This window comes from Nocardiopsis alborubida (assembly GCF_012396365.1).
Taxonomy (GTDB): Bacteria; Actinomycetota; Actinomycetes; order Streptosporangiales; family Streptosporangiaceae; genus Nocardiopsis; species Nocardiopsis alborubida.
The window spans coordinates 250,427-264,150 of sequence record NZ_JAAXPG010000002.1 but is presented as its reverse complement, the minus strand read 5'-3'; the positions used below and the strand labels follow the sequence as shown (position 1 = coordinate 264,150).

The following is a 13,724-nucleotide window of genomic DNA, read 5'->3' as shown; positions in this document are numbered from 1 at the left end:
CAGGTCTCGGCAGCGGGGCGGGTAGGCGTTCTCACGCTGCCTCCAGGCGGGTGGCCAGGCCCTTGGCCCACACCGCCAGCGGCTGGTGTGGGTCCAGGTCGGCGGTGGTCAGATCTCGCCAGGCCCAGACCTGGCGCAGGTCGCAGACCAGCCGCACCAGGTCGTACTCGCCCAGCTCCAGCCCGGCCCAGGTACGGGCCGGGGTGACCGTGCCGTCGGCGTCGGCGATGCGGCTGACCAGGTCCAGCAGGTGGTCCTGCGTGTGCTCGGGGGCGGGCGCGCCAAGGAGCGGGGCGTCTTTTTCGGCTGCGACATCGACGGGCGGTAGGACGAGGTGGGCGTTGGCGCGGCTGTGCGCGGGCCGGGGTGTGTGCCCGCGGGTGTAGAGCTCGCCGAGGGCGTGGGCGAACTGGCCCGGGTCACATGCCAGCGACACGACGTCGTGACGGGCCTCGACGGTGTCCAGCACGGCGCGGGACAGGGTGGGCCGGGCGGCGACCTCCACCAGCAGGCTGGGGCGCTCGGCCTCGGTGGCCAGGCCCAGCGCCGCGCCCAGGTGCGCGGGAGCGGCGACCTGGCTGGCCCAGTAGGCAGCGTCCAACAGGGGGCGTCCGACCGGGCGCGGGGTCGCGGTGACCAGGTGAGCGCGGTCGGCCGGGCGGGGGCGCAGCCCGCGCAGTGCCTGCCGCAGCCGAGGGGTGAGCTTGACCGCCGCCGGGGTGTGGGCCGCGTCCCCGCGCAGCAGCCGGGCGTGATCGCCCCGGCTCTGGAGCGTGTGCGCCAGCGCGGTCAGGTCGGTAGCGGGACCGGCCAGGCACCAGGCCCGTGCGTGCAGATGCAGCGCCACATGGACCCGCGCGCGCACCGGAGCGAGCAGGGACGCGACCGTTTCCCGCGAGGCGTACACCAGCAGCACCGAGGCTGCGGACAGGCTGACCAAGGCAGTGCTGCGCGCCACCACGACCCGGGCGGCATCGCGCACCGACAGCGCCCCGGCCACCACGGCGGCGGCCGGTTCCCCGGCGCCGCACCCCACCACCGCGTCCGGAACCAGACCGCGCGCCTGCCAGGCCGCGGTGAGCGCCAGTTGGGTGAGGAAGGTGGCCTGGTGGCGGTGCTGCACGCTCAGCAGCCGTTCCCCTGGACCCCACACCGGCGCGTTGGTGTGCTCGGCCAGCGCCGCGCGCCCCTCCTCCACCGCCTCGGCGTACTCGCTCAGCCGCATGAGCTCGGTGCCAGCGTTGGGATGCACATCCGCCAGTCCGGTCAGGACGTAGACCAGCCGCGGCGGCACCGCAGGTACCGCACGCGGGCCGATCACGTGGTGGTTGGGAGCGCCATCCTCGATCGAGCGGAAGCCCTGCATCGCCTCACCGAGATTGTCGCTGATCACGGCCGCGCGCAGGGGGTGGTGGTCGGTGTGCTCCAGAGCGGTGTCGGCCAGCGCGGCCATGTTGCCGGCGGCTGGGGTGGTTTCGGCGCACGCACGGGCGGCCTGGGTCAGGGCGGTCAGGGAGGACGCGGAGACGGGACACATTTGAGGCAGAGACACCGGATCGTGGTGGGTGGGCAGAGGCAGGCGGGGTGCGCTGGTGAGCACGGTCGCGGACAGCCGCGGGGCAGAGTTGTCGTAGGACCCGGCCACATGCACCTCACAGGGATCGAAAGGGGGCACGGCACCGTCGACCGCGCCGTCGGGAACGGGCAGACCGCGGTGGTGCAGAGCCAGCGCTGTGGCCGTCACCGAGACCAGGCCGGACACGCTGCCGGGGGCGGACAGCGCTTCGGGCAGGGCGCACAGCTGGGGGCTGCGCCCGCGCTGGTCGGATGCCAAGACGACCGAACCGGGAAGCGCGGGGTCGGCGGTGGGGGAGTGCCAGAACCACACCCGGTCGAAGCCGCACCTGGCCTGGTACAGGGCGTGGCTGATCACCTGCACGTGCCCACCGTCCTGGAGCGGGGTGGCCGTGGTCCAGGTACCGGTGATGTGGGCGTAGGCCCGGTGCCGAGCGACCAGGGGCGTGGCGGTGAACACCAGCGCGATCGCGCGGGTGAGGTCGTCGCGTTCGTCAAAGGCGACGACGATGGCCCGGTCCACGGCGTGGACGCGCAGGTCGTAGTGGGCCTGGTGGAGCAACGGCACCGCGGTGGCCTCGGAGACGGTGCGCGCCTGCCCGGCCAGGCCCAGGTAGTCGCTCAGGGATGCGGCCAGGTCGGGGTCGGCGTAGGCGTCGGGGTGGGTGCACACGTACACCCCGGTGGGGGAGCCCTTCAGTGTGCGGGTGGGCAGGGAGGCATCAGCGAGCGCTTCGGCGACCAGCTGGCGCAGCAGCTCGGCGGTGATGGGCCCGTGCGCCACCCCCGGTTGGTGGGCCTGGGTGGGGTCCAGCAGCAGCCGCCACAGCTGGGCCGGGGTGCTCGCGCCGGGCAGACGCGTACTCATACCGATGAGCGCCGCGTTGGTGGCGGTCTGCTGCTGGACCCGGGATGTCATGTCAGGCGTTCTTCCGGTTCAGGAGGTGGACAGGTGGGTGTGGGAGGGCGACCAGTGTTCGATCACCGCGTCGATGAGCTCGCCCGTGGTGGTGGCCCGGTGCACGGCCGCGGCCGGTAGCCCCGCCAGGTCGGGCAGGTGGGCGATGAGCTGGGTGTGCAGGTGTGCTCGCGCCAGGGACTCCAGCCCCACCTCGGCCAGCACGGTGCCTGTGGACAGATCCGGGCCGCCCTGGGGCGCCAAGCCGTGGACCAGGGAGATGACCTGTTCAGCGATGACCGCGCGCGCCTGGTCAGGATCCAGCGGACCCAGCCGGACCGCCTCAGCGGCTGCGGGGGGCGCACTGGGGTCCTGGTGGGTCCAGGCCCGCAACGGCAAGGACACCGCCGTTGCGGTGCGGGGTGTGGGCCAGATCGGGTCGAGACCGAAGGTGTACAGGTTCCCCAGCGCGGTCAGGAAGTTCTCGCGCGGAGCAGCGGGGCCGGACGTGGTGACCAGGGGCGGGTCGACCTCGTAGCGCCGCTGGGTCTGAGACAGGGTGGCGGCCAGCGCACCGGCCAGCACCGCCCGGGCACCGACCTCCACCACGACGATGGGGCGCTCCTGTCCGGCCAGGTGGCGCATGACCTGGTGCAGCAGCACCGGGGAGCGCAGTTGGCGTCCCCAGTAGGCGGCGTCCATCTCCTGTCCCTGTACGCGGGCGGCGGTGGCGGTGGACCACAGCGCCGTCCTGGCCGGGCGCGCCCGGATGGACTTCACCAGGTCGGGCAGCTGCTGGGCTTGCTCGGCCACCAGAGGGCTGTGCGCGGGCGGGGCGTCGGCGATGCGGCGCGTCCACACCCCCTGCTGGGACAGCTGCTGATCTACCGCGGCCAGATCGGAGACCGGACCGGACAACACGGTGGCGTGGGACGCGTTGATCGAGGCCACCGCCACCCGGGGCCAGGACCGCACCAGCTCGTGCGCTCGCACCGGGTCCAACGAGGTGGCCAACAGCTCCCCGTGCTCAGCGGTCTGTTCCAGGAGGCGGCTGCGCTGGGCCACCACCAGGGCGGCGTCCTGCAGGCTCAGCACCCCGGCGGTGTGGGCGGCGGCGATCTCACCCAGGGAGTGGCCCACCACCACGTCCGGGGTGATGCCCCACGACCCCAGCAGGGCGGTGGCGGCCACCTGCCATGCCCACTGGGAGGGCTGTATCCGCGCCAGTCCGGGTGCGGGATCGATCTCCAGCCGCTCGACGAGCAAGGCCGTGCGCGCCTGCAGCAGAGCGTCGGTGAACACCGGCTCCGCCCTCATGCCGTGGGGGCCGGCCGGGGTGCTGGGGTGGGCGCCGTGGCCGGGGTAGACGAACACCACCAACGGCTTGTGCACCGGCTGGCGGGGTCCGGCCAGGGACAGGTGGGTGTGGCCCTGGGCCAGGGCGTCCAGTCCGGAGCGCACCAGGGGCGGGATGGAGGCGACCACGGCCGCGCGCGCCCCGGTGTGGTGGTCGCGCCGGTGCGCGGCGGTCGAGGCCACCTCCCGCACCGCCACCTCGTCCTGCACGGCCGCCGACCAGGTGGCCGCGGTCCGGCGCAGCGCCGCAGGGCTGCTGGCCGAGACCGGCACGACGTGCGAGCGGTCGGCCCCGTCGGTGCGACCAGCCGGCGGGTCGACCGCGGCCAGGGCTCGCTGGAGGATCAGGTGGGCGTTGGTGCCGCCGAACCCGAACGCCGACACCCCCGCGGTCGGGGTGTGACCGCGGCGGGGCCAGGGGCGGGCGGTGGTGGGCACGGCCACTCCCATCCGGCGCAGCACCGGCAACGGGGTGGTGTGGTGGATGGCGGGTGGGATGACCTGGTGTTCCAGACACAGGACGACCTTGATCAGTGCGATGAGGCCCGCGCCACCTTCCAGGTGGCCCACGTTCGGCTTGACCGCGCCCACCAGCAGCGGATCGTCCTCATCACGGGCCCGGCCCAGCACCTTGCCCAGAGCGCGGGACTCGGCCGCGTCGCCGACCGCGGTGCCGGTGGCGTGGGCCTCGACGTAGTCCACGTCTCGTGGGTCCAGCCCGGCCTGGGCGTAAGCGCGGGTGAGCAGGTCCACCTGCCCAGCGACGTTAGGGGTGCCGATCGGAGACCCGGCACCATCGCAGTTGGTCAGGCTGCCCACCACCAGCGCGCGCGGGCGCGTCCCGGTGGCGAAGGTGTCGGCGGCTCGCTGCAGCACCACCGCCCCGGCACCCTCACCGCGCACGAACCCCGTGCCGCGCCGGTCGAAGGGGTGCACGCGCCCGTCGTCGGAGAGCACCCCGGAGCGGGCGAACATCCGCGTGTGGGTGTCCAACCTCAGGGTGTTGGCAGTGCCCACCACGGCCAGGTCCACCTCGCCGCACACCAGCGCCTGACGGGCGCGGTGCGCGGCGACCAGCGACGCCGAGCAGGCGGTGTCGATGACCTCGGACGGGCCCGTCCAGTCGAAGTGGGGGTGGCGGCAGATGCGGTTGGCGAGCATGGAGGGCAGGGCACCGGCGGTGTCGACCATGGTGCCGCCCTGGCCTGGGCCCAGCCGCAGCAGGGCCTGGTCCAGGCAGGAGGAACCCACCCACAACCCCACCCGCTTCCCGCGCCAGTCGGCCAAGGCCATGCCCGCGTCCTGGAAGGCCTCATCCACCAGCTCCAGCAGCATCTTCTGCTGGGGATCCATCGCCGCCACCTCAGTAGGCGAGAGGCCGAAATGGGTGGCGTCGAAGCCCTGCTCGTCGTCGGTGAGGACGGCCGCGGGCAGGATGTCGGCGCGCGGGTGGTCCTCGGTGCGGTCGGTGACCAGGTCCCGGCCATCGAGCAGCGCGTCCCAAAGGGCGTGCGGGGAGCGGATGTGGCCGGGCAGGCGGCAGGACATGCCGACCACGGCCACCGCCGACTCAGGCACCTCGGGGTGTGTGGGAGTGCTCATCGCTTCACCGCCACGAAGGTCGCGGTGCAGCCCTGCACCTGGAAGTCCACGTCGGGGAAGTGGATCCGCAGCTGGGCCAAGAGCTCGTCGGAGGTGTCCCCGGCGTTGCAGAAGACGTTCTTGGCACCGTTGTAGACGCCCATGAGCAGGCGGGCGAAGCGGTTGACCCGCACCCCGGTGCCGGAGGCGACGATGGTGGCGCCGAACAGCACCCCGCCGTCCTCAAGCACACGATGGGCCTCGGCGATGAACGCGGCCTTGTCGGCGAAGGACGCCCCGCGCAGGCAGTGCAGCACCATCATGATGTCGATGCTGTTCACGCTGTTGTCGGGCAGGTCCTTCCACCGCGCGAGCAGGTCCTGCAAGTGGGCGTGCAGAACCCGGCTGCGACGGCGGGCCACGCGCGCCCCCATGGTCAGGCACTGCGGGTTGAGGTCCATCAGGTGCAGCACCCGCACTCGCGCGGGCAGGTGGCGCAGGAAGCGGCCGTTGCCGGGGCCGATGGTCAGGTGCACCGGGCCGGACCAGACGCGGTAGGCGTTGCGGATCCACCGGTTGGAGATCCCCCAGGCCAGGGGGTGGCAGATCCCGTGGACCCAGACGGTGTAGACGAGCCGCATGACCAGGCGGTTGTAGACGCTGGGGTTGGCCTCGTTGGTGGTGGCGGGGGGTGTTTTGGGCATGGGGGTACCTCGAATCGGCGGCTCGGCCGCTCTAGGGATGGAAAAGGGTGATGGCGGGGGTTAGGGGTTGAGCAGCCACCCCAGGGTGGAGGGGTCGTCCCAGCCCACGACCATGCGGTCGGCCTGCGCCTGGTCGGAGAAGTTGCGGCCGAACCTCTCGCCCATGTGGGGCGGGAGCGTACCGCTCCAGAAGTCGGTGACCAGGCTGTTGAACACGCTGGTGTAGCGGCCGTGGGCGGCGTAGTAGGCGCCGTAGGCCGAGGTGAGGAAGTGCGTGTCGGCGAGCGCACCGCCCTGAGCCAGGCGTTCGGTGATCTTGTCGACCACGGTGGTGGCCGCGAGCGTGGAGGCGTTGGCACCCTGACCCGAGGTCGGGTCCACCGTCAGCACCGCGTCACCGACCCCGAGCACGGGGGTGGTGCCTACGGTGACGACGGGCTGACGCACCACCGGGTGCACGTACCGCAGCAGCTGGGAGCGCGGGACCAGGTCGGCCCCGGCACACCATTCGGCCAGTTCGGGGGTGTAGGTGGCCAGGACCTGGTGGGCGAAGTCCCCGATCCGCTGCAGGTTCTCCGGGCGTTGTCCCGGTTCGATGTTCTCGGTGGCCGGGTCCAGCGGGCCGCCAGCGCGCGCGTAGATCTGCACCGCGGTGCCCGGGTAGACCTCCGGGTAGGTGGCCGATCCGTTGGCGGTCAGCACCTGGTAGCAGAAGATTTCCCCGCCCGGGGTGGTGGTCACCTGCACGTCCGGGCCCGGCGGAGAACCCTCGAAGTGGGCCTGGATAACGGCGCGCACGGTGGCCGGGCGCTCTTGAGGCTGGGCGGGAAACAGCGGTGCCAGGTGCGGGTCGCTGTCGCCGGTGGCGACGATGGCCAGGTCATACATGCCGCTGTTGGCGAACCAGAACAGGTCCTCGCGGGTGACGGTCTTGACGTGGATGCGGCCCTTGCGGCGCTCGACCTCCTGCAGCCAGTATGCGGTCTTGGCCCGGTGGTCCACGGCCGTGCCCAACTGGCGCTGGTGGCCCACGAATGACTGCGTCTCGCCCTGCCCAGGAGCCACGGTGAAGCCGATGGTGGAAAAGACCGGGGAGATCTGCTCCCACAGGTCCAGGCCCGCCTTCTTCTCCGCCGCGTGCACGGTGGGGAAGGTCAGCTGGGTCAGCCGCGGGTGGCCGCCCAGGAGTTCCTCGGTGGTGTGGGTGGTGAACACGTCCACGTCCACCCCGGCGGCGAGTAGGCCGGTGGCCACGCCCAACCCGGCGTGGCCGGAGCCGGCGACCATGATGCGGGTCATCAGCGCTCTCCTTCGTCCAGGGCCCAGGTGCACAGGTCGGCCAGCGCGGTGGTCGCTGAGGCGGGGGAGTGGATGTCGACCATGACCACGGGCACCATCTCCTCCAACTGCAGTTCCTCGTGCACCCGGGGAGAGTCGAGGTCGTCCTCGTCGGCCAGGTGCACGACGGTGATGTAGGGGACCGACGCCTGGTTGGCCAGCAGCCGGGCCGCTGAGCGTGACCGGGTCAGCTCATCAGAGCGGGTGAGTAGCAGGGCGCCATCGGCTTCGCGCATCAGGTCGGGCCATTGCTCGCGCAACACCTGCACCTGGTGCACACCCAGCACGGCCAGGTACAGGTCGGCGTCGACGCGGCTCACCACGCCCTCGACCTCGGTGCGTCCTTCCTGGGAACTCACAGGAAAGGGGTGCTCACCGCTGATGTGGGTGAGAAAGGTGGTGACGTCGCGGTCGTCCTCACCAACCACGACGAACTTGACGGTGTCGGCGCTGTAGGGGGCGCGCTCACGCAGCCGGTCGCGCAACCGCTCCAGCACGTACCGGCCAGGGCCCGTGCGACGCTGGTGGGATCCGGTGTACAGGCACAGGCGGTGCTGGTGGATCAGGTCGCTGACCGCGACCCCGACCACCGCGGGCGGGCAGGCGAGTTGCTCGGCGAGTTCTCCGACTGAGAGCGGGCGACCGATCTGGGCGCAGGCGTCGTAGACACGGCGGACCAACTCGGCGCTGCCCGGACCAGGCGGCGTCGAGCGGGGCATGCGAGCAACGATCGAGTGCACCATCACCTGCACCTGGGGGCAGCGGATCTGCACGCTCTGGCGCGGAACTTCAGGCGCTTGGAGAAGAGAGTTCATGCGGCCACTCCGGTGAGCAACGGTGCCCCCACCTTCGACGACAGTTCCTGGGGCAGAGCATCCTGCAGGTTCTCCACGAGCCGGGTCGCGTCGAAGGCGGCCTGCTTCAACTGGGTGTCGCGGCTGGCGAGTAGGACCAGGCCGCTGGCAGGTGTTGCTTCCATTACCAGCAGGAACGCGTCGCTCATACGCAGCAGCAGCTGTTCCACCGTGCCGCGCTGTGCGTAGCGGGCGAAACTGCCCGCCATGGAGAACAGCTGGCTGGCGATCGCCGACCACCGCTCCGCGTCCTCCAACGGCATGGTGGACGAAAAGGCACGAATAAGGCCATCGCGCGTGAAAACCAGAGCACCTTCCACACCGGGATGGTGGTGGACAAACGAGGACAACAGCTCGGGCAGGGGGTCGCTGCCGGTGTCATCCCCTTGGGTAGAGGGGCTGTTCCGAGGCGTCATGAGGCCACTGTTGCGCGCGCATGTGCATAAATCTATGCCCAGGTCTATGCATCTGTGCATATTCTGAGATGCCCTGTGCATAAACGAGTATGCACGCGGGAGCTTCCGTCATACCACCCCCTTTATGAGCACGAAAGCCCAGGTGAACCGGGTGATGATCTGCGGCAACTGCGGACGGTCCCGTGGTGAGGGCACACGAGGATGCGCATGCGTTCCCGTGTGGTTTTGGGACGAGCCCGCAGTGGCCCGTGCGGTGGAGAGTGCCGACGCTGGGGAGGTGATCCGCCAGCTGCGGCGCCGCATACCGAGCCTGACACAGTGGGCGATCGCTCGGATGTGCGGTGTTCACCAGAGCACCATCAGCCGCGCTGGCCAGGGCCGCCCTCTCACCGATCCCGACGTGGTCCACGGTGTACTGCATGGATTGGGAGCCCCCACCCCCGGCCAGGCAGCCCTGTCCGCGGTACAGGAGCCAACCCCGTCCGCGCAGAGCCCCGACACAGCAACCCTGGTGGATGTTGAGCTCTTCACCGAGTCCAGCCGCAGCGCTGTGACCAGTGCACACCGGCTCTGGCGCGCCGACCTGCACCACGAAGACCCCCTCACCTGGGCTCTGACCCCCGCCGACCACCTCAGCGCCCCTGTGCTGCGCTGGATCGTGGCCCCTCCCGCCCTACTCGAGGCCAACGACCAGGCGCCGTTGAGTGTGGGAGCCGACGACGTCCTAGCGATCACCCGTGCTTGTGACCTGTTCGAAGCCCTGGACCACGAGTTCGGAGGGGGGCACGCGCGCACGGCCGCGGTCCAGTACCTCAACAGCGAGGTCACACCTCTCCTGCACGGTAACTTCACCCCCGAAATCGGCCGCTCCCTGTTCAGCGCGGCGGCCAGATTCGCTGCCAAGGTCGGTGCCATGGCCTACGACGCCGGACTGCACGCCCTGGGACGGCGCTACTTTCTGCAATCACTGAACCTGGCACATCTGGCCTCGAACCGGCTCCTGGGAGCCAAGGCTCTGGCCCTGTTGAGCCATCAGGCCAACTTCCTCGGCGAATACCGAACCGCGGTCGACTTCGCCCGCACTGCCAAAACCGGCACCCAAGGGCACAGCACCCCCGCCATCCAGGCCATGCTCGCCGCCATGGAAGCCCGAGCCCTCGCTTCTCTCGGCGAAGAGCGCGCCTGCTCGCGCGCTCTACAGGAGATGGAGACCGCCTTCTCCCGCATCCACCAAGACGAAGAGCCGCCGTGGATGTCCTACTTCGACGCCTCCGAACTTTCCGACGAACTCGCCCACTGCTTCCACGACCTGGGCCACGGAGCTCTAGCGGCCGAGCACGCCTGCCAATCCGTGGACCTCGCGCCCGCCGCCTTCCGCCGCAGCCGTACCTTCGCCGGCCTCATCCACGCTGGTGCCCACCTGATGCGCCCGGGCGGCCCCGACCTAGAAACGGCCTGTGCCACCGCCACCCGCGTCCTCAACGAGGCCGGACGGTTGCGGTCCGCACGGGTCAAGGCCTACCTCGACCGGTTCCAGAAGCAACTGGAGCCCTACGCCCGAACGCCGGCGGTTCGCGAGTTCCGCGACCATGTCACCGAGCGCGCTCTCAGCTCCTGATTCACACCCCAGGACGCCAATCGCGTGAGCCCTCAGGGGCGCGGAGCGAAGCCACCCGACGCCGGGCCTCGGGCAACAGGCGCGGTTCGCGCCGGGTGCGGGCGCACAACCACGCTGTCATCCGCAGCTCCCGCACCGCAACCAAGGTCTCGAACCCTTCCCAGGTGCGTACGTCCCACCCGTAGGCGTCGATGAACCGGGCATACTCGCCTGGGCTGAACCAGCCCAGGCGCTCGTACACCGCAGCGATCACCAGATCCCACTCGCGCATGCCCATGCTGAACCGTTCCAGGTCCAGCACTACCGGATGCCCGGCACTGTCTTGGACGATGTTCTTGCGGTGGGCGTCACCGTGCACCGGCCCCACCGGCAGTGCGGACTCCAGCCTTCCCCATGCCTGGCGCAGCTCCACCAGTGTCTGTCGAAGAAAGCACAGGTCGCTCTGGGGTAGGTCGCTGACATGTAGGTAACCCTCCACTCCTTCCAGCGGATCGAGCTCGGGCAATCCGAACTGCGGCTCCTGCAGTTGGTGCAATCGGCCCAAGACCGCACCAATCACCTCGGTGCTCGCCGGACGCAGCCCGGTGATCTCCCGCCAAGCGGTCACCACCCACCCCTCACACCGCAGTGGGCCAGCACCGCTGATGGGCTGGGTGACGGGGATGCCGGATTCGGTCAGCCATCGCGCCAGACGCAGCTCCTGACGCGCACGGTCGTACTGGGAGGCGGCGCTGATGCGCAACACCGTCCGTTCCTGGGGCAGGAGCACGGTGGCGTTGTCTCCCACCGGGCCGAGCACTGTTGCACCTTGGGAGGAACATCCCAGCATCTCGGCTGCCCGCGCGGCGAGGCTGAGAGCGAAGCCGGCTGTGAGGTCGGGCGAAGAAGGAGCGTCCACCCTGTCACTGTAGGGCCGCTGCCGTATCCGGGAAGGGTGATCCGCGCCGTTGATCCGTTTATGGGATTCCGCATCAGAAGGGAACACCAGACGTGATATCAACGTCTTTCGCTCATCCCTTCACCAGAGGGAGTTTGCGCTTGTCTTGTTTGTCCCACTTTCATTCTGATTGGCGACGTTGCGTCGCCGAATCACCCTGCGGAGTCTGATCGAATGACGTGCGCTAACTGTGGCCGCAGCCGCGGCACCACGGTCACCGGTTGTATCTGCATCCCTGACTGGTTCTGGAATGAGCCTCAGGTGTCGCGTGCTGTGGCCGCGACAGACGCCGCCGAGGTCATCCGTCAACTACGACGGCGAGTGCCCGGACTGAAACAGTGGGCGATCGCACGGATGTGCGGCGTCCACCAGAGCACCATCAGCCGTGTGGAGCGCGGTCGCCCGCTCGATCGCAACCTCGCCCAGGCAGCTCTCGAAGGCCTCGGTGCGCCAACCCCAGAGACACCCTTGCCTTCGCGGTCCTCAGCCGCGGTACTTCCAGGCGACGCTGCATTGGCCGGGTCGTTCGTCAGCTACGCCGGGACGACGGTTTTCGGCGGCACACCCATACCGGTCTCGGCTTTGATGGACGGCATTCGCCCCACGACCACGATCCCCACACGTGTGTCCGCCCAGGACGTGGCGTACCTCGAACAGACCACGAACCTCATGGAGCGCTGGGACTTCCTGCACGGGGGCGGACTATCACGCAGCGCTGTGCTCGGCCAACTCCACCATGTGAGCGAGGTGTACCGCCACGCCTCGTGTGGCCCCCAGGTGCGTAACCTCCTGCGTGTGGCCCTGGCTCGCATCAGCAAAGTCGCCGGGTGGATGGCCTTCGATGATCATGACCTCACCACGGCCCGCCGTTGCTGGCTGCTGGGCTTGTCCATGGCGACCGAAGCGCAAGATCCCCTCGTCCTGACAAGCCTGCTCACCGATATGGCACGGGCCGCCATCCACAACGGAGCTCCCAAGGACGCCTTGGACATGCTGGGCATGGCGTCCGGCTCAGCCCGAGAATCCAGCCACCTTCTGCGCACGGCCGCCGCAGTCGTCACCGCACGCGCTCACGGCGCGCTCGGCCACCGGCGCGAATGCCTGAGCCACATCGAGGCAGCACACGACTACTTCGAACACCACGACCAAGGCGATGATCCGGAGTGGATGAGTTTCTACGACACGGCCCAACTGGCCGGCGACGCCGGTCAGGCTCTACACCCGATCGCGATGGGCGGCCATGACCGGGCACAGACCGTGGACCTTCTGGGCAAGGCCGTACACGGACACACCGCCGATGCCGCACGCGCCTCGACCCTGTCCCGAGCCAAGCTCGCCCGCCTGCATCTGGCCATGGAAGACCTCCAGAGCGCAGACGAGGCCTCAGCACCGCTGCTGAGCGCCGTCACCACGGTGCGCTCCGCACGTGTACGCCAAGACCTGCTGGAGTTGAGTTCGGCCACGATCGCGTTCGGCAACGACCCGGTCGCGAGCCGAATGCGCCACAACGTGGAACGGACGTTGCAGGAGTTCCCCCGTTAGAACGCCTGCCACCCTTGGATGGGAGTGCCTTCGCGTAGGTCCCGGATGCGACGCGTCACTTCGTCACGGGCCTGTGCGCTGGGAAGTTGGGCCAACCAGGACGTCATCCTCAGCAGCCGGACCTCCCGGAGCACCGGGTAAGCGGGGCTGGTGGTGACGTCGTACCCGTAAGCATCGACGAACTCCTGGTAGGCGTCCGAGGTGACCCAGCCGCATTCGTGTTCGATGGGGGTGAGCACCAGGTCCCACTCTGGTTGTCCCATCGCCACACCGTCCAGGTCCACCCATCCCAGTTGACTGTCCGACGTCACCAGCAGGTTCGCCGCGTGGGCGTCACCATGGACGAGCCCGTAAGGCAGGTCGTAGGTGAGATCGGTGTACTCCCTGTGCAGGCGGGCGGCCATGCTCTGCAAGAAGTCCCGGTCGGGTTCGGTCAAGCTCACCGCGGCGAGGCGCTGGTCGACCTTGTCGACGGTCGATGCCTCCGGAAGGCTGACGAGGTCGGGGGTGGGGAGTGGCATGTCGTGCAGGGCACGGAGCGCGGCTCCCAGTTGCGCGGGGGTGGCGGGCCTGTGGTGGCGGACCTCGGTCCACCAGGTGACCACACGATCATCGTCGGTACGCACGGGGTTGGCCACCTCGTCGGAGGGTAGCACAGCGGGAACGTGGTGGCTGTGCATCCACCGGGCGAGCTGAACGCCGCGTTCCGCGAGGGGGAAACGATCAATGGAGCGTGCCACACGAGCGACCAGACGGTGCTCCGGCAGGCGCCAGACCGCGTTCTCACCCAACCGGATGAGTTCAGGCTCCTGTGCCATCGAAAGGCCGACCGCAGTGCATGCGAGGCGAAGGGTTTTGAGGCTGCTGGCTACGTCGAAGGTCTCGGTGTCCATCGCGCTCATTGT

At 69.7% G+C, this 13,724-nt stretch carries 10 protein-coding genes; 2 read left to right on the top strand and 8 right to left on the bottom strand.

Features of this window, described 5'->3' with window-relative positions; translation table 11 throughout:
- Positions 1 to 31: 31 nt before the first annotated feature.
- The 6 genes from HGB44_RS03520 to HGB44_RS03495 form a co-directional block, all read right to left on the bottom strand.
- The gene (locus tag HGB44_RS03520) at positions 32 to 2,494 is read right to left on the bottom strand and encodes an acyltransferase domain-containing protein (protein ID WP_061081291.1); all 2,463 of its coding nucleotides are present in this window, start codon (positions 2,492 to 2,494) and stop codon (positions 32 to 34) included.
- 18 nt (positions 2,495 to 2,512) lie between these two features.
- Positions 2,513 to 5,431, bottom strand: a complete 2,919-nt coding sequence (locus tag HGB44_RS03515) for a type I polyketide synthase (RefSeq protein ID WP_168443938.1) — start codon at positions 5,429 to 5,431, stop codon at positions 2,513 to 2,515.
- Positions 5,428 to 6,114, bottom strand: a complete 687-nt coding sequence (locus HGB44_RS03510; RefSeq protein ID WP_061080306.1) for a class I SAM-dependent methyltransferase — start codon at positions 6,112 to 6,114, stop codon at positions 5,428 to 5,430. Before HGB44_RS03510 ends, HGB44_RS03515 begins: the two co-directional genes overlap by 4 nt.
- Positions 6,115 to 6,174: 60 nt before the next feature.
- Complete coding sequence (locus HGB44_RS03505; protein WP_061080305.1) at positions 6,175 to 7,413, bottom strand: NAD(P)/FAD-dependent oxidoreductase; 1,239 nt, start codon at positions 7,411 to 7,413, stop codon at positions 6,175 to 6,177.
- Positions 7,413 to 8,171, bottom strand: coding sequence for a GTPase domain-containing protein (locus HGB44_RS03500; RefSeq protein WP_168443937.1), 759 nt, complete (start codon positions 8,169 to 8,171; stop codon positions 7,413 to 7,415). Before HGB44_RS03500 ends, HGB44_RS03505 begins: the two co-directional genes overlap by 1 nt.
- 92 nt (positions 8,172 to 8,263) lie before the next feature.
- Positions 8,264 to 8,722: a roadblock/LC7 domain-containing protein gene (locus HGB44_RS03495; protein ID WP_061080303.1), complete on the bottom strand. Its 459-nt coding sequence runs from the start codon at positions 8,720 to 8,722 to the stop codon at positions 8,264 to 8,266.
- A gap of 277 nt (positions 8,723 to 8,999) precedes the next feature.
- On the opposite strand from HGB44_RS03495, the gene HGB44_RS03490 reads away from it, so the two are divergent.
- Positions 9,000 to 10,340: a helix-turn-helix domain-containing protein gene (locus HGB44_RS03490; RefSeq protein ID WP_168443935.1), complete on the top strand. Its 1,341-nt coding sequence runs from the start codon at positions 9,000 to 9,002 to the stop codon at positions 10,338 to 10,340.
- A 1-nt stretch (position 10,341) separates the two neighbouring features.
- Here HGB44_RS03490 and HGB44_RS03485 read toward each other — a convergent pair whose 3' ends face one another.
- The gene (locus HGB44_RS03485) at positions 10,342 to 11,238 is read right to left on the bottom strand and encodes a phosphotransferase enzyme family protein (RefSeq protein WP_082768331.1); all 897 of its coding nucleotides are present in this window, start codon (positions 11,236 to 11,238) and stop codon (positions 10,342 to 10,344) included.
- Positions 11,239 to 11,550: 312 nt separating this feature from the next.
- Between HGB44_RS03485 and HGB44_RS03480 the strand changes: the two genes are divergently transcribed.
- Positions 11,551 to 12,819 carry a helix-turn-helix domain-containing protein gene (locus HGB44_RS03480; RefSeq protein WP_168443934.1) on the top strand — a complete coding sequence of 423 codons (1,269 nt, stop codon included), beginning with the start codon at positions 11,551 to 11,553 and terminating at the stop codon, positions 12,817 to 12,819.
- Here HGB44_RS03480 and HGB44_RS03475 read toward each other — a convergent pair.
- A complete protein-coding gene (locus HGB44_RS03475) occupies positions 12,816 to 13,712 on the bottom strand; it encodes a phosphotransferase enzyme family protein (protein ID WP_061080299.1) in 897 nt (298 codons plus the stop codon). The genes HGB44_RS03480 and HGB44_RS03475 overlap by 4 nt on opposite strands.
- Between the last annotated feature and the right edge of the window lie 12 nt (positions 13,713 to 13,724).